The organism is Paracoccus sp. SSK6 (assembly GCF_039770665.1).
GTDB lineage: Bacteria > Pseudomonadota > Alphaproteobacteria > Rhodobacterales > Rhodobacteraceae > Paracoccus.
The window spans coordinates 85,858-102,524 of the sequence record NZ_JBDPNJ010000001.1; the positions used below are offsets into that span (position 1 = coordinate 85,858).

Sequence of the window (16,667 nt, forward strand, 5' to 3'; positions counted from 1 at the left end):
ATCCCGGGGGGCCTGGGGGGCTGGCCCCCCAGCCTTATCCGAAATCAAGTTCGGCATAATGGGGGGCCGGGTGGATGCCCGGAACCTGGTCGGCCAGGATCGACCGGAAGGCCGGGCGAGACTTGATGGTGGCATACCAGTCGCGCAGGATGTCGGACCGGTCCCAGTCCACGTCCGAGATGTAATCCAGGCAGGAAAAATGCGCGGCGGCCGTGAAATCGGCCAGCGTCAGGCTGTTCCCGGCCAGCCAGCGGCGGGTTTCCAGCAGCGTGGTCAGATAGTCGATGTGGTCCTTGATGGCGCGCAGCCCGTCCTTGACCACGCGGCTGTCGGGATAGCCCTGGCGGGTGATCTTCTTCCAGACCCGCTCGGTCAGGATGGGCACCGTCACCTCGGTGTTGAACTTGTCGTCGAACCAGGCGCACAACCGGCGCACTTCGTGCCGCTCCAGCGGCGTCGAGGGCATCAGCGCGGGCGAGGGGATGGCCTCGTCCAGGTATTCGATGATCGCCTGGCTTTCAGCCAGCATGTTGCCGCGATGGCGCAGCACGGGCAGCTTGCCCGCCGGATTGCGGCGCTTCAGGTCGGGCGGGCTTTCCCAATAGCGTTCCTCGACTAGTTCGACCTCGATCTTCTTCTCGGCCAGCACCAGCCGCACCTTGCGGCAGAAGGGCGACAGGGCCGAATGGTAAAGCCGGGTGGTCTGGGTATTGCTGTTCATCGCCTGATTCAGGGCCTTTTCGTCACGATGGCGCCCTTGATAAGCCCGCAGCCCCTGCGGTTCAACCGGCGCGGGCAGGCTTTACAGGCAATCGGCGCGCCCGTCGCGCGCAATCGTCGCGGCCCCATCCGCAATCGCGCGCGACCGGCTTGACGCGCGGGGACTGCGGGTCTTGGGGGCGGGCAGGACGGCGGCCAGTCGCGCGGCCTGCGCCGGCGTCAGCTTGTCGGGCGTGGTGCCGTAATATTCGCGGGCCGCCGCGCCGATCCCGAAGATGCCCGGCCCGAACTCGGCCACGTTCAGATAGACCTCCAGGATGCGCCGCTTGGACCAGAAGGCCTCGATCATGGGGGTGAAGGCGGTTTCCAGGGCCTTGCGCGTCCAGCTGCGCCCCTGCCACAGAAACACGTTCTTCGCCGTCTGCTGGGTCAGCGTCGATGCCCCCCGCGACGACCCCGAGGCCACGACCTTGCGGATTTCCACCATGTCGAAGCCCCAATGAAGGCAGAAATTCGCATCCTCGGCGGCGACCACCGACCGGCGCATGACGGGGGCGATGTCCTCGATGTCAACCCATTCGCGCGGCGCGCTGGCCTCGGACACGATGGTCCAGGTGGTGGGCGGGTTGACCAAGGCATAGAACATGACCAGCCCGACCATCAGCGCCAGAAACCGCAGCGCCAGCCAGCGCGCCCAGATCAGCAACCGGCGCAGCGGCCGCCAGCGGATGACCGGCGGGACCGCAGGCTCGACGGCCGGGGGGCTGAACAAAAGGCGAATGACCATGGCCGCCGTGTCTCATGCGGCCCGGCCTTGCGTCAAGCGCCCGTGACGGGTGGCGCGGCAGGCGGAACCGGCGGAACGGCGTCGCCGCCCGACAGCGCGTCGCGCAGCCGGTCCTCGTCCGCCTGGGACAGCGAGGTTTGCAGGATCCGGCCCCGGTGATGGAAGGATTGCAGCCGGTCCAGCACCTTGTCGGCGGTCATCTTGCGCACAAGGACAAAGACCGCCGATCCGCCCGGCGGCAGGGCGCGGGCGGTGTCGCGCATGAAGTCGTCGTTAATGCCCACATCGGACAACTGCCCCGCCAGCGCGCCCGAGGCCGCGCCGATCGCAGCCCCGATCAGCGGGTTCAGGAAGATGAGGCCGATGAACGTGCCCCAGAAGCCGCCGCCGAGCGCGCCCGCGGCAGTCAGGTTCACCGCCTGGTGCAGCTTGATGTCGTCCTCGGCTGGGCGGGTGACGACCACCACGTCCTCCATCTCGATCAGGTAATCCCTTTGCATCTTCACCAGTTCGGCCCGCAGTTCGAACCCGGTGGCCTCGTCGTCGAAGGCGATCACGATCAGTTCCGACATCCTTCCCTCCTGTCATGGCTGTGCCCATCCAACGACAATGGCAGCCTCGGGTTTCGCCATTGTGAAGGCAAGGCGCGGAAAAGGCTTGAAAGGCCGTCCCCGGCGGCGGCATATCAGGCCATCCGCAACGATCCGGCCGCGTGGGATGAGAGTTCTTGCCACATTTCTGCTGATGATGTCGCTTCTGGCGATGTCCGTCACGGTGGCAGGCGCGGACATCGCGCGACCCGCCTGCAGTTCCCAGATCCGCGCGGACAACATGTGCTATGCCGCAAGCCTGTCCGGGGCCAAGGCCGAGACGGTCAAGAAACCGGGCGTTTGCCTTGTCTGCCTGGTGCTGACGGGGGGCGCGGACGCCTCTCCGCCGCCCGCGTCACGGCTTCGCGCGACCTTCGGCGGGGCCGTCCTGCCCGACGCCCGCTGGACGACGCCCTGGCGGCCGCCGCGCGCCTGATCTTCCGCCTGCATTCATCCCGCCCCTTGGGCACACGCCGTTATTCTTGCGCCGCATCGCGGACGCAAGCTGCTGGAGATCATCGGAAATGACCGACTACAACACCACCCACACCCCCTATATCCTCCCCAGGCTGCAAGGGCTTTATGCCGCCCTTGCGCCGCTGACCGTGCTTTTCATGCGCCTGATCGCGGGCATCGCCTTCATGGTCCATGGCTGGCCCAAGATCACCAACCCGATGGGCCCGGTCGGCATGGTCGAAGGGATCGGCTTTTATCCCGGCTGGTTCTGGGCGCCGCTGCTGGCCGCGACCGAGTTCCTTGGCGGGCTTCTGCTGGCCCTGGGCCTGCTGACGCGCCCGGCGGCCTTCGCGACCTCGATCGTGCTCTGCGTCACCACCTATTTCCATTGGGTGCTGCAGGCCGAGGGTTTCGGCGGCGCCGAAAAGTCGCTGCTGTGGCTGGCGATCACCCTGTATTTCGTGGCCCATGGCGGCGGCAGGCTGTCGCTGGACCGCGCCATCGGCAGGCAGTTCTGACAGGCCAAAGGGGGCGGGCATCGTCCGCCCCCCTAGCCCCGACCCGAAGCCTGCGGGACAAAGCAAAAAGCCCCCGGAAAACCGAAGTTTTCCGGGGGCTTTTTAATGGTGCCCAGAAGAGGACTCGAACCTCCACGCCTTGCGGCACACGGACCTGAACCGTGCGCGTCTACCAATTCCGCCATCTGGGCCAACTGGTGTGAGGCGGGTTCCTAAAGGCAGTCGCGGGGGTCGTCAATGGGGGTAAGGCAGAAATCTTGCGAAAATCTTTCCTGCCCTGTTGCGGCCCCTGCAAGACCCGGGGCCTCTGCCTTGTCGCGCCGCCCGCGCTTGGGTATGGAGCGGAAAGCACCGGCATGAGAAAGGCGAGGCTCCCATGGCGAAACTGGTCACGATTTTCGGCGGATCGGGCTTTCTGGGCCGTCAGGTCGCGCGGCTGATGGCCAAGCAGGGCTGGCGCGTCCGCGTCGCCGTGCGCCGCCCGGACGAGGCGCTGTTCACCCGCACCTATGGATCGGTGGGCCAGATCCAGCCGGTCCTGTGCAATATCCGCGACGACCTGTCGGTGCGCGCGGCCATGTCGGATGCCGATGCGGTGGTCAACTGCGTCAACATCCTGTCGCCCAAGGGCAAGAGCACCTTCAAGACCGTCTTCGAGGACGGGGCCGAGAACATCGCCCGCCTGTCGGCGGAAATGGGCGTGGCGCGTCTGGTCCATGTCTCGGGGATCGGGGTCGATGCCGATTCGGACAGCCCCTATATCGCCAGCAAGGCGCGGGGCGAGGCCGCGGTGCTGCGCCACCGCCCAGATGCGGTGATCCTGCGTCCCTCGGTCATGTTCGGGCCGGGCGACCGCTTCTACAACCGTTTCGCCGCCATGACCCGGCTTGGCCCGATCCTGCCCATCGTCGGGGCCAAGACCCGAATGCAGCCGGTCTTCGTCGATGACGTGGCCATGGCCGCCGTCAAGGGCGCCATGGGCGAGGCCGCGCCCGGCATCTATGAACTGGGCGGCCCCGAGGTGCTGACGACGCGCGACATCGTGGGGCAGGTGCTGAAGGTCACCCTGCGCCGCCGGGGCGTGGTCAACATGCCCTTCTGGCTGGCGGGCATCGGTGCCCGCGTGCTGGGCGTGCTGCAATTCGTGACCGGCGGGCTGTTCACCAATTCGATCCTGACCCGCGACCAGCTGGCGCTTCTGCGCCGCGACAACGTGGTCTCGCCCAGTGCGCGCGGCTTTGCCGATCTGGGGATCCAGCCCCTCGCCGCCGAGGCGGTGATCGACGAATATCTGTGGCGCTTCCGCCCCTCGGGGCAATACGATGCGATCAAGCAGTCGGCCAAGAACCTGCGCGCCGAGTGATGGAGCCGAATACCCTTGTCGCCGCCGTCCTCGGGGTTCTCGAAGGACTGACCGAGTTCATTCCCGTGTCCTCGACCGGGCATATCCTGCTGGCCGGGCATTTCCTGGGCTTCGATTCGCCGGGCCGCACCTTCGAGGTGCTGATCCAGCTGGGCGCGCTGCTGGCGATCCTGGGGGTCTATGCCGCGCGGATCCTGCAGATCCTGACGGCTGCCCCGCATGACAGGGCCGCGCGCCGCTTTGTCGCGGCGGTTCTGCTGGCCTTCGCGCCTGCGGTGGTCGTGGGGGTGCTGGCCCATGACTTCATCAAGACGGTGCTGTTCGAGACGCCGATGCTGATCGCCGTCATGCTGATTCTCGGCGGGGTCGTGCTGCTGTGGGTGGACCGGGTGGCCCGGCAGCCGGTCTATACGCGGGCCGAGGACTTTCCCCTGCCGATGGCCTTCAAGATCGGCCTGATCCAGTGCCTGGCGATGATCCCCGGCGTGTCGCGGTCGGGCGCCACCATCGTCGGCGGGCTGCTTCTGGGGGCGGACAAGCGGTCGGCTGCGGAATTTTCCTTCTTTCTGGCCATGCCGACCATGTTCGGGGCCTTCGCCTATGACCTGTTCAAGAATCGCGACATCCTGGACGCCAGCGCCCTTGGCACCATTGCCATTGGCTTTGTCGCGGCCTTTGTCAGCGCCTTGATCGTCGTCCGCTGGCTTCTGGGCTATGTGTCGAAGCATGGCTACGCCCTGTTCGGCTGGTGGCGCATCGTGGTGGGAATAGTCGCTATCGTTGCGCTTTTGGCTGGTAGGTAAGAAAAGCTGACCTAAACAACGATGTTTCGGTGCTGAAAAATAAGGCATTGCCAGGAAATATGGTATTTAGGTAAGTAAGGCTGACTTTTTATCCGTTTTCCGCTGGTTTATTGCGGCTGCACGATTTCCCGTTTCTGGAAGGTGCGCAGCCATGGCCACGCAGAAGATGCTCAAGTTCGTCTCGACCCCGCGCGAGATGCCCGAGAAACGCCCGGCCACCGAGCGCAGCGAAGACTTCCACGAGATCTATCGCGAATTCGCCCATGCCAAGGCCGCCGAACAGGCCAGCCGCTGCAGCCAGTGCGGCGTGCCCTATTGTCAGTCGCATTGCCCGCTGCACAACAACATCCCCGACTGGCTGCGCCTGACCGCCGAAGGCCGGCTTGAGGAAGCCTATCGCGTCAGCCAATCGACCAATACCTTCCCGGAAATCTGCGGCCGCATCTGCCCGCAGGACCGCCTGTGCGAAGGCAATTGCGTGATCGAGCAGTCGGGCCACGGCACCGTCACCATCGGATCCATCGAGAAATACATCACCGACACCGCATGGGAGATGGGCTGGGTCCGCCCCGCCGCCCCCGTGATGGAACGTGCGGAAAGCGTGGGCATCATCGGCGCGGGTCCGGGCGGCCTGGCCGCCGCCGACATGCTGCGCCGCCAGGGCTTCCAGGTGACGGTCTATGACCGCTATGACCGCGCGGGCGGGCTGATGACCTATGGCATCCCCGGCTTCAAGCTGGAAAAGGACGTGGTCCTGCGCCGCAACAGGCTGTTGGAGGATGGCGGCGTCGAGTTCGTGCTGAACTGCAACGTGGGCCAGGACATCAGCTTCGACGCGATCCGGGGCAAGCATGACGCGGTGCTGATCGCCACGGGCGTCTACAAGACCCGCGATCTGGACATCGACAATACTGACGCCGGCGGGGTCGTGCGCGCCATCGACTATCTGACCGCGTCGAACAAGGTCGATTTCGGCGATGACGTGCCCGATTTCGCCGATGGCGAGTTGAACGCCAGGGGCAAGCGCGTGGTTGTCATCGGCGGCGGCGACACCGCCATGGACTGCGTGCGCACCGCGATCCGCCAAGGGGCGCTGTCGGTCAAGTGCCTCTATCGCCGCGACCGCGCCAACATGCCGGGTTCGCAGCGCGAGGTCCAGAACGCCGAGGAAGAGGGCGTCGAGTTCGTCTGGATGTCCGCGCCGGGCAAGTTCATCGGCCATGTCACCGGCGATTTCGCCGCCAACCAGGAAGCCGATGTGGACGGGCCGGTGCGGGCGGTCACGCAGATCGCCTCGGTCGGCGTCCAGAAGATGCGCCTTGGCGCGCCGGACGTGTCGGGCCGCCAGTCGCCCGAACTGATCGAAGGCGCGGATTACATCGAGCCCGCCGACCTGGTCATCAAGGCCCTTGGGTTCGAACCCGAGGATCTGCCGAAACTGTGGGGTGTCGATGGGCTGGAGGTCACCCGCTGGGGCACCATCAAGGCCAATTTCCAGACCCACCAGACCAGCCTGCCCGGCGTCTTCGCCGTGGGCGACATCGTGCGGGGCGCGTCGCTAGTCGTCTGGGCGATCCGCGACGGGCGCGAGGCCGCCGAATCCATCGCCGGTTACCTGACCGGGACCGCGCGCATGGCGGCGGAATAGGGGGCGGGGATGCTGCGGATCATCGCACCGCTGGCACTGGCATTGGCCGCTTCGGCAGTCCAGGCCGCGAACTTCACCCCGCCGCAGGGCTGCCAGTTGCAGGTGACGGTCCAGAACCGCGGCTGCTCGGTCGTCCAGTATTACACCTGCAAGGCCGACCCGGCGGGCGATCAGCGCAGCGCGGTCTTTGGCAAGGACGGGTTGCAGCACCTGTCGCGCATCGACGCCGAGACCCGCTGGGTCGAAAGCAGCGACCCGAACACCGGCCTGGCCGATTACCTGGTGGAACGGTCCAAGGACCATGCCAGCTTCCGCACCCTGCTGGAAACCGGCCAGGACGATTTCGACTTCTGGACCGAATCGAATACCGGCGAGCGCCTGCGCCATGTGGGCCAGGACATCCTGACCGGCGAAAAGGTCGAGATCGACGGCGAGCCGCTGGAAGTCACGCGCTTCCAGCTGAGAACCTATGGCGCGGATGGCGCCCTGCTGATCGAACGCACCGGCCAGCAGTTCATCAGCCGCAAGATGGGCCGCTTCTATGGCGGGATCGAACGGCAGTCCGACTGGACCGGGCAGCGCCAGGAAACCAATGACAGCCCCGTCACCTTCGCCTTTCCGGGCGAGGCAGGCTTCGGGGACACCGAACCGAAATTCGACTGCGATCAGTTGCTGACGCAGCTTCTGCACGAAAGGGCCTGACGATGCGCAAGGATTGGCAAGAGGAACAAGAGGCCCTTCGCGACTGGATGGCCAGGAACAGCCTGTACCGTGAGGAGGACGAGCATTCGTCCTGCGGCGTGGGCCTGGTCGTCAATATCGACGGCAAGCCGTCGCGCAAGGTCGTGCAGTCGGGCATCGACGCGCTGAAGGCGATCTGGCACCGGGGCGCGGTGGACGCCGACGGCAAGACCGGCGACGGCGCGGGCATCCATGTCCAGATCCCCGTCCCCTTCTTCCATGACCAGATCCGCCGCACGGGCCACGAACCCGACCCGGCCAAGATGATCGCCGTGGGCCAGGTCTTCCTGCCGCGCACCAACTTCGCCGCCCAGGAAGCCTGCCGGACCATCGTGGAATCCGAAGTCCTGCGCATGGGCCATTACATCTATGGCTGGCGGCACGTCCCGGTGAACACCGCCGTCCTGGGTGAAAAGGCCAATGCGACCCGCCCCGAGATCGAGCAGATCCTGATCCGCTGCGAAAAGGACATCGACCAGGTCCGGTTCGAGCGCGAGCTTTACATCATCCGCCGCCGGATCGAGCGCGCGGCGGTCGCGGCCCAGATCGCGGGGCTTTACTTCTGTTCGCTGTCCTGCCGGTCGATCATCTACAAGGGCATGATGCTGGCCGAGCAGGTCGCGGAATTCTATCCCGACCTGAAGGATGAACGCTTCGAATCGGCCTTCGCCATCTATCACCAGCGCTATTCCACCAACACCTTCCCCCAATGGTGGCTGGCCCAGCCCTTCCGCATGCTGGCCCATAACGGCGAGATCAACACGCTGAAGGGCAACCTCAACTGGCTGCGCAGCCACGAGATCCGCATGGCCTCTAGCGCCTTCGGCGACATGGCCGAGGACATCAAGCCGATCGTTCCCGCCGGGTCGTCCGATTCGGCCGCCCTGGACGCGGTGTTCGAGGTGATGGTCCGTTCGGGCCGGTCCGCGCCGATGACCAAGACCATGCTGGTCCCGGAAAGCTGGTCCAAGGCCACGACCGACATGCCCAAGGCCTGGGCCGACATGTATGCCTATTGCAACGCCGTGATGGAGCCCTGGGACGGCCCCGCCGCCTTGGCGATGACCGATGGCCGCTGGGTCTGCGGCGGGCTTGACCGCAACGGCTTGCGGCCCATGCGCTATGTCGTGACCACCGAAAACCTGCTGATCGCCGGATCCGAGGTCGGCATGGTTCCAGTGGACGAGATGAGCGTGCGCGAGAAGGGCGCGCTTGGCCCCGGCCAGATGATCGCGGTCGATATGTGGGACGGCAAGCTTTACCACGACAGCGCGATCAAGGACCGCCTGGCCTCCAGCCAGCCTTTCGGCGAATGGCTGGAGAAGGTCGTGGACCTCAGCCACAAGATGAAGGATCTGCCCGAAAACGCCGCCTATACCGGCGAGGCGCTGCGGCGCCGGCAACTGGCTGCTGGCTATACGCTGGAGGACATGGAGCATGTCCTCTCGCCCATGGCCGAGGACGGCAAGGAAGCCATCGCATCCATGGGCGACGACACGCCGCCCGCGGTGCTGTCGAACCAGTACCGCCCGATGAGCCATTTCTTCCGGCAGAACTTCAGCCAGGTCACGAACCCGCCCATCGACAGCTTGCGCGAAACGCGGGTCATGTCGCTGAAGACGCGGTTCGGCAACCTCAAGAACGTGCTGGATGAATCGAGCAGCCAGACCGAGATCCTGGTGCTGGAAAGCCCCTTCGTCACCAATTCCGAACTGGACGACATGTGCCGGATGTTCGGCGAGGCCGTGACCAAGATCGACTGCACCTTCCCGGCGGGCGCCGGCCCTGACGCCCTGGGCGAGGGCCTGGCCCGCATCCGGGCCGAGGCCGAGGATGCCGTGCGTTCCGGCGCGGGCCATCTGGTCCTGTCCGATGAAGCCCAAGACGACGACCGCGTGGCGATGCCGATGATCCTGGCGACAAGCGCGGTCCATTCCTGGCTGACGCGCAAGGGGTTGCGGACCTTCTGTTCGCTGAACGTCCGGTCGGCCGAATGCTTGGATCCGCATTACTTCGCCGTGCTGATCGGCTGCGGCGCGACCACGGTGAACCCTTATCTGGCGCAGGATTCGATCAGCGACCGGATCGAGCGCGGGCTGATCGCCAGCGACCTGTTCGACGCGATGGAAGCCTATCGCGAGGCGGTCAACGCGGGCCTTCTGAAGATCATGGCGAAAATGGGGATTTCCGTCATCTCGTCCTATCGCGGCGGGTTGAACTTCGAAGCCGTGGGCCTGTCCCGCGCCATGGTGGCGGAATATTTCCCCGGCATGCATTCGCGCATCTCGGGCATCGGGCTGCATGGGCTTCAGGCCAAGCTGGAGGATCTGCACCGCCGCGCCTTCCATGGCGACAATGTGGACCTGCTGCCGGTCGGCGGCTTCTACAAGATGCGCCGGACGGGCGAAAAGCACGCTTGGGAAGCCAGCACCATGAAGCTGTTGCAGGTGGCCTGCGACAAGGCCTCCTATGACGTGTGGAAGCAGTACAGCGCCGCCATGCGGGCCAATCCGCCGATCCACATCCGCGACCTGCTGGACATCAAGCCGCTGGGCAAGCCGGTGCCCATCGAGGAAGTGGAAAGCATTACCAGTATCCGCAAGCGCTTCGTGACGCCGGGGATGTCGCTGGGGGCGCTGTCGCCCGAGGCGCATATGACGCTGAACATCGCCATGAACCGCATCGGCGCGAAGTCCGACAGCGGCGAGGGCGGCGAGGATCCGGCACATTCGCATCCGCTGCCCAATGGCGACAACCCTTGCGCCAAGATCAAGCAGGTGGCCTCGGGCCGCTTCGGCGTCACCGCCGAATACCTGAACGCCTGCGAGGAACTGGAGATCAAGGTCGCCCAGGGTGCCAAGCCGGGCGAGGGCGGGCAGCTGCCCGGCATGAAGGTCACCGACCTGATCGCGCGCCTGCGCCATTCGACCAAGGGCGTGACGCTGATCTCGCCCCCGCCGCATCACGACATCTATTCGATCGAGGATCTGGCGCAGCTGATCTATGACCTGAAGCAGATCAACCCGCGCGCCAAGATCACGGTGAAGCTGGTGGCCTCGTCGGGCGTGGGCACCATCGCGGCGGGCGTGGCCAAGGCCAAGGCCGACATCATCCTGATCTCGGGCCACAACGGCGGCACCGGGGCCAGCCCCGCGACTTCCATCAAGTTCGCGGGTCTGCCCTGGGAGATGGGCCTGACCGAGGCGCATCAGGTCCTGGCGATGAACCGCCTGCGCGAGCGCGTGACGCTGCGCACCGACGGGGGCCTGCGCACGGGCCGCGACATCGTCATGGCCGCGATGATGGGGGCCGAGGAATACGGCATCGGCACCGCCGCCCTGATCGCCATGGGCTGCATCATGGTGCGCCAGTGCCAGTCGAACACCTGCCCCGTGGGCGTCTGCACGCAGGACGAACGCCTGCGCGCCATGTTCACCGGATCGGCGGACAAGGTGGTGAACCTGATCACCTTCTATGCCCAGGAAGTCCGCGAGATCTTGGCCTCGATCGGCGCGCGGTCGCTGGACGAGGTGATCGGGCGGGCCGACCTGCTGACCCAGGTCAGCCGGGGCGCCGCGCATCTGGACGACCTGGACCTGAACCCGCTGCTGATCACCGTCGATGGCTGGGACAAGATCGTCTATGACCGCTCGCGTCCCCGCAACGCCGTCATGGACACGCTGGACGCCGAGATCGTCAAGGACGCCGCGCGCTTCTTCGAGGATGGCGAGAAGATGCAGCTGTCCTATGCGGTCCGGAACACGCTGCGCACCATCGGCACGCGCACGTCCAGCCTGATCGTGCAGAAGTTCGGGATGCGCAACAGCCTGCAGCCCGACCACCTGACGATCCGCCTGACGGGTTCGGCCGGGCAGTCGCTGGGCGCCTTCGCCGCGCCGGGGCTGAAGATCGAGGTTTCGGGCGATGCCAACGACTATGTGGGCAAGGGCCTGTCGGGCGGCACCATCGTGGTGCGCCCGCCCATGGCAAGCCCGCTGGTCGCGGCCGAGAACACGATCATCGGCAATACCGTGCTTTACGGCGCGACCGACGGTTACCTGTTCGCGGCGGGCCGGGCGGGCGAACGCTTCGCCGTGCGGAACTCGGGCGCGAAGGTGGTGATCGAGGGCTGCGGCACCAACGGCTGCGAATACATGACCGGCGGCGTGGCCGTGATCCTGGGCCGGATCGGCGCGAACTTCGGCGCGGGCATGACCGGCGGCATGGCCTATCTCTATGATCCGCAGGGCGTGGCGCGCGATTATATCAACGCGGAAACCCTGGTGATGTGCGCCGTGACCAAGGAGCATTGGGAAAACCAGCTGAAGGGCCTGATCGAGCGGCACCTCAAGGAAACCGGCTCGCGCCGCGCGGCCGATATCCTGGGCGACTGGCAGGCCGAGAGGGCCAACTTCCTGCAGCTTTGCCCCAAGGAGATGCTGGTCCACCTGCCGCATCCGATCATGGATGTCGAGGAGCCGGCGGCCGTCCCGGCCGAGTAAGGCCTGAGCCCAGAACCAATGCCGGGCGCGCAGCAATGCGCGCCCGTTTGCATTTGGCGGGTCACGCGACAGCGGCCAGGGAAAAAGAATGCCAAGCGTTCAGACAAAAAATCAGGGCCTGGGCTTTTCGGCCCAGACCCTTGATTTTGTGATGGTGAGCCCGACAGGATTCGAACCTGTGACCCACTGATTAAAAGTCAAGTTGCAACTCAACTAAAACAATGACTTAACCTTTCTCCATCCAGCATTAGCAGAGTTAATTATCAATATGTTACTGTAGGGGTGCTGGGCAGAATGCCGAGGTGGTGCGCTCAATTCATTGTTGCGCGTTGGATCGTCGCGCCACCGCTTAACTCAGTAGTGATGCCAGCTTCCAACGTCCCGACAATCCGCATTTCGCCGCCGTTCAGTTTGATGATTGCGTTGCCGCCTTCACCCCGCATGGACCCGCCAACCATGGAAACTTCCGTCCGGTTTAAGTCAAACGCCATGACATTGGCAGGCGTTTGCAGATCGACGTTGGCGAGCCGAAGGCGCGTCACAAAAGATGGCGATCCGCCGGAAAAACCTTTCCCGGAACCGTAGTTTACAAGAGTATTGATTTGCCCGCCCGAGATGACGATCTCGATGTTGCCATTTGCGGGGTTGAGCAAGAACGCCGTCCCAGACAGGACATTGATCAATCCGATGTTCAGGACAATCTTCTGTGGCGTGCCGGTCCCGTAACGATTGGTGTAGTTGCTTACCGAGACAGCGTATTCGCTGCTGCCGCAACGGATGGACCCGACAATAACCATCGGCGTATAGCGGACCTGCGCGAAGCCGTACGTGTCAAACAGGATAGGCGCGCCATTGTTGGCGTTGATCGCCTTAACCGTTCCGCCAGCACCCTGAAACTGGCAGGCGACGAAATGAGACGCGTTTTCCGCAAACTCCGCATAGACATTGCCCACCTGAATGAACCCGCCGCCAGGATGCTGATCAACGACGCTGGAAAAACTGTTGGTGCTATAGATGTCGCCCAGGGTGCAGCCCCGGCTGACGTGACGGCCGCGGCTGCTCCTGTTGCTGCCGGTCGTGGTCAGATGACGGGTCCGGTCGCCGGTGATGTCGCCGTAATGGCAGTTCTGGCAAGCGGTATAGCAGAGGCCGTAAGGGGCCTGCGTAAAGCCAGGTTCCGTTGCTTCGCTGCGGAAGGTCCAATCGTCGCCGTCCGTACGATAACAGCGATCTTCGTCGCAGCCTCGTGTCGTCTGGTTGATGAACCGGCATTTCCGGTAACGGCTTTCAAAGCCATCCAGGATCCTGAAGCCAGTATCGGCACCGATGAATGCTACATTCTCGAAGTCCACACCCGCGGCTGTTTGGACCTTCTGCACCGTTGCGATATCAGCGACATTATAACGGTCCCGCGTCCGAGACCAAAAGATCACCGTGTTCCCGGATACAGCCTTGACCCGCAACAGTTCGCAGGCACGCGAGTGGCGGGTAGTTTCGCCCTCCACCTCCGTCTCGGCCATTTTCTTCTGGCTGGTCAGCAGAACCCAATCGTCCGCCACAAGGCCCGCCGTCGTGTCCAACGTTGCCTCGGACATATTATCCGCAACGTTCACCGTAACATTTCCGATCACTGCAGGCTCTGCGCATACCATTTCCACGATTGGCGTCGTGTAAAGCCCGTTTGTGGGGATGTCCTGACCGTCGATGGTCATGTTCCGCCAGCGCAGGCGCGAGGGCGGCAGCATCTGCGTCTGCGTGATTCGGTACGTGCGCCCTCCGCCGTCCAGTATGGCGTTCTTGGCCCAAGCCAGCATCCAAGCCAGGCGGAATGCAACCGTGTCGTTTACCACCCCGTCTCCGACTGCGGCAAGCTGCATCGGGTACACGACGCCATTCCGCAGCAATGCCTGCAGCATCACACCGCCGGCGGTAGCCAGGTGCGGGTCGCTGCCAACGACGCGATAGCTGTAGCCCTCTGCACGGGTGGTGATAATCGCCCCCATGGGAAAGCCGGTGGTGCTCCCCAGTAGCCCGGCAAGGCTCTCAACATTGAAGGTCGCTGCTGCAATCGTCATCTCGGCCCAAACCTGCGCATTTGCAATATCCGCCGCAAGGGGTCCTCCAACAATGCCTTCACCATCGAACATCAGGACACGACCGGGAACCGGCACCATGGGAGCAAGCGGGGTGACCGATCGCAGCGTCATCTGCGTGTGTCGGCGCACCTCCTGGATGGCCATGGTATGTTTGTCCAGTTGCCATTCAAGACCGCGCTCGCGTTCACCCAGCAGTCCTTTCCAGCCTTGTTCATCCGGCGTGCGACGGTCGATCATCAGGCGGGCGCCGCCATACAGCGCTGCGGCTGCAGGCGACAGATACAGATCTCCGCCGATCGCGCCCGCCTCGGGGGTCAAGGTGAAATCTGCGTCTGTCAGCGGAATGACCCGATCCGTGACGACATGGGCCTGGATGGCGCCGCGTTCGTAGGGATGGGGGATCGCATAGGGGCCGATACCGGCGATCTCGTAAAGGCTGGCGGGCTCGAAGACTTCTACGGTCATCTTGCATCTCCAAGGATGTTGGTCAGGTCGGGCGCGCGGGCGGGCGAGAGTGATCCACTGGGATACCAGCTGCTGTTGCCGAACTCGCGTTGACGCTTCCGCTCCTGGCGGCGCCATGCCTTGTGGGCGTCAGGGTCCACCAGATACTGGAACTGGTCCCAGAACAGGCGGTCGAAGGCTAGGGACACAGGCGCGGGGCCGACCGTCAGGGATGCCAGCGGATTGTTGTATCGGGTGAATTGAACCAGATCGCGGCCGAAATGTGTCTCCTCGCCGTTCAGCAGCGCGGCGGCATTCGGAAGGATTGCGCGACCTGCATCGCCAATAAATCCGAAGGCCGGGCCAGCGACGGTTTCTGTAAAGCCGCCACCCGCGCGGCTAGTGTTCGAACTGAGGAAATCTCCCAGGATGCCCAGGCCGCCGCCCTGCAACATCGCGGCGCCCCAGAACGACAACGTGTTCATCGGTCGCAGATCGCGCCCTTTCCAGATCTCCTTCAGCTGGATAGTGAAGGCGCCGGTTATTGTCTGCATTGCGACCAACCCTCCGATAAACAGTGGAATGGAGTACTTCGCCTGCTTCAAGTCGCGTGCGCGCCGCAGCATGTTGAACATCTGCGACAGCATCGGACCCTTATACATGCCCATGGACCTGACGAATTCGCCCCCCCATGTGCCTGGTCGCGTTCCGAACTGCACAGCCGACTGCCCCGCCAGGCTAAAGCTGGGGATCGACATTTCGACATGGTCTTCAATGAGGGCGCCGAACCGGATGGCGATGTCATCAGCTTGGGCTTCAGGCAGCTTCGACTTCACCCTGAACCAGTTCGGGTTCAGGTGCTTACCGCCGGCATAGTCGGTATAGGTCACCTCGGGCGCACGGATCGCATCCCATTCGGCGGAACCGAAGTCTCGATTGCGCATGAAAGCGCGAAGCCCCTCGGGTAACTGGTCAAAACTCAATCCTGCCTTGTCCGCCCAGTCGCTACCCAGGGCGATCGCCACCGCGCCCTTCTCATGGTTGGTAATCGCCGTCATGCCGTTGGCGCGCAGTACGAAATTGCTGAACCGGCTTGTCATCTCCGGCTGCCAGATGTCGCCTGCTGTACGGGCGGTTGTGATCGATGCCCTGGCGTGGCTTTCCATGATCACCCCCAGATCGCGAGCCGTGCGGGCGCTCATGTTCGTGAAGGCGCTTTTCATGAACTCCTTGATCGGCGCGTTCGGGTTCATGTCGATGGCTGCTGCAGCCATCTGGATGGAAGGCAGGTCGGCCGCCATCGACGCTACGGCCCGTCCCAGTTGCGCTGCCCGCAACAGGTTCCTGCCGCCTGACATGACCGCAGCCCAATGAGCATTGCCCGGCCGGTTCGCCTCACCCGTCAACAACGCCATGCGGGCGCGGGCCTTGTCACCGATGGCCTGAACGCGCTCTTCGGGCTGCAGTCCGATGCCCACAGCCTTCTGCAGGGTGTTCGTGTCCCCGGCACGCGGGTCGCGCGGGGAAAGATGGGCGGCCTTGTCCAGTACCTGGATGGCATTCTCCATACCGGCCTTGGGATTTGGGCCGAAGGCGCGCATCCGGGCGATGTCGCGTGCCATGCTGGAAAACTGGTTGATGACCGCCTCGAACGGGTTGGCCGCGCCAAAGGCGTCGTTATAGTCCATCCAGTCGTCGGGTGATGCGAAATGCAGCGTCGGCCTTGCTGTAGCGGGCCTGGTTCTTCTGCAGAACCTGCAACTGGCGAACCGTCATATGACGCTTGCGTTGGATCGCCTTGGTCATTCCCTCGACAACGTCATCCGCTGCGCGCTGACGCGCATCGGCGGCGGACGATCCCTCGCTTTCGTACCGATCGGCGAGGGTGCGCCATCTGTCCTGTGCCAGCTTCGCGCGCTCCGGGTCCAGTTCGCCCGCCGCGACGGCGGCCTGAAGGCAATCGGCGAAGTTCATGCGGGCACTCCTTTCAGGGCGCAGC

The 16,667-nt window shown here is 64.3% G+C and carries 13 protein-coding genes and 1 tRNA gene; 7 read left to right on the forward strand and 7 right to left on the reverse strand.

Annotated features, from left to right (window positions below):
* Positions 1-34 precede the first annotated feature (34 nt).
* The 3 genes from AAIL68_RS00405 to AAIL68_RS00415 all read right to left on the reverse strand — a co-directional run bounded on the left by AAIL68_RS00405 (position 35) and on the right by AAIL68_RS00415 (position 2,079).
* Positions 35-721, reverse strand: coding sequence for a glutathione S-transferase family protein (locus tag AAIL68_RS00405; protein WP_347137510.1), 687 nt, complete (start codon positions 719-721; stop codon positions 35-37).
* A gap of 81 nt (positions 722-802) precedes the next feature.
* Positions 803-1,507: a monofunctional biosynthetic peptidoglycan transglycosylase gene (gene mtgA / locus AAIL68_RS00410; RefSeq protein ID WP_347137511.1), complete on the reverse strand. Its 705-nt coding sequence runs from the start codon at positions 1,505-1,507 to the stop codon at positions 803-805.
* A gap of 32 nt (positions 1,508-1,539) precedes the next feature.
* Complete coding sequence (locus AAIL68_RS00415) at positions 1,540-2,079, reverse strand: DUF1269 domain-containing protein (protein ID WP_347137512.1); 540 nt, start codon at positions 2,077-2,079, stop codon at positions 1,540-1,542.
* A 172-nt stretch (positions 2,080-2,251) separates the two neighbouring features.
* Between AAIL68_RS00415 and AAIL68_RS00420 the strand changes: the two genes are divergently transcribed.
* Complete coding sequence (locus tag AAIL68_RS00420; protein WP_347137513.1) at positions 2,252-2,533, forward strand: hypothetical protein; 282 nt, start codon at positions 2,252-2,254, stop codon at positions 2,531-2,533.
* Between the two features lie 88 nt (positions 2,534-2,621).
* Complete coding sequence (locus AAIL68_RS00425) at positions 2,622-3,071, forward strand: DoxX family protein (RefSeq protein ID WP_347137514.1); 450 nt, start codon at positions 2,622-2,624, stop codon at positions 3,069-3,071.
* Between the two features lie 106 nt (positions 3,072-3,177).
* On the opposite strand, the gene AAIL68_RS00430 is transcribed toward AAIL68_RS00425, so the two are convergent.
* Positions 3,178-3,262 (reverse strand) — tRNA-Leu (locus AAIL68_RS00430).
* 185 nt (positions 3,263-3,447) lie between these two features.
* Between AAIL68_RS00430 and AAIL68_RS00435 the strand changes: the two genes are divergently transcribed.
* From AAIL68_RS00435 to gltB, 5 genes are all read left to right on the forward strand, one after another.
* Complete coding sequence (locus tag AAIL68_RS00435; RefSeq protein WP_347137515.1) at positions 3,448-4,434, forward strand: complex I NDUFA9 subunit family protein; 987 nt, start codon at positions 3,448-3,450, stop codon at positions 4,432-4,434.
* Positions 4,431-5,237 (forward strand): undecaprenyl-diphosphate phosphatase, encoded by an 807-nt coding sequence (locus AAIL68_RS00440; protein WP_347137516.1) that lies wholly within the window; start codon positions 4,431-4,433, stop codon positions 5,235-5,237. The genes AAIL68_RS00435 and AAIL68_RS00440 overlap by 4 nt, the downstream gene beginning before the upstream one ends.
* 151 nt (positions 5,238-5,388) lie before the next feature.
* Positions 5,389-6,885, forward strand: a complete 1,497-nt coding sequence (locus tag AAIL68_RS00445; RefSeq protein WP_347137517.1) for an NAD(P)-dependent oxidoreductase — start codon at positions 5,389-5,391, stop codon at positions 6,883-6,885.
* Between the two features lie 9 nt (positions 6,886-6,894).
* Entirely contained in the window at positions 6,895-7,587 is a 693-nt protein-coding gene (locus AAIL68_RS00450; RefSeq protein WP_347137518.1) for a hypothetical protein, read from the forward strand.
* A 2-nt stretch (positions 7,588-7,589) separates the two neighbouring features.
* Positions 7,590-12,128 carry a glutamate synthase large subunit gene (gltB, locus tag AAIL68_RS00455; protein ID WP_347137519.1) on the forward strand — a complete coding sequence of 1,513 codons (4,539 nt, stop codon included), beginning with the start codon at positions 7,590-7,592 and terminating at the stop codon, positions 12,126-12,128.
* 311 nt (positions 12,129-12,439) lie between these two features.
* Here the strand turns inward: gltB and AAIL68_RS00460 are convergent, their stop codons facing one another.
* From AAIL68_RS00460 to AAIL68_RS00470, 3 genes are read right to left on the reverse strand one after another with little or no spacing between them, the layout of a single operon-like run.
* On the reverse strand, positions 12,440-14,689 hold the full coding sequence (locus AAIL68_RS00460; protein ID WP_347137520.1) for a hypothetical protein: 2,250 nt from the start codon (positions 14,687-14,689) through the stop codon (positions 12,440-12,442).
* A complete protein-coding gene (locus AAIL68_RS00465; protein ID WP_347137521.1) occupies positions 14,686-16,356 on the reverse strand; it encodes a hypothetical protein in 1,671 nt (556 codons plus the stop codon). Before AAIL68_RS00465 ends, AAIL68_RS00460 begins: the two co-directional genes overlap by 4 nt.
* Positions 16,346-16,642, reverse strand: coding sequence for a hypothetical protein (locus AAIL68_RS00470; protein ID WP_347137522.1), 297 nt, complete (start codon positions 16,640-16,642; stop codon positions 16,346-16,348). The genes AAIL68_RS00465 and AAIL68_RS00470 overlap by 11 nt, the downstream gene beginning before the upstream one ends.
* Positions 16,643-16,667 lie beyond the last annotated feature (25 nt).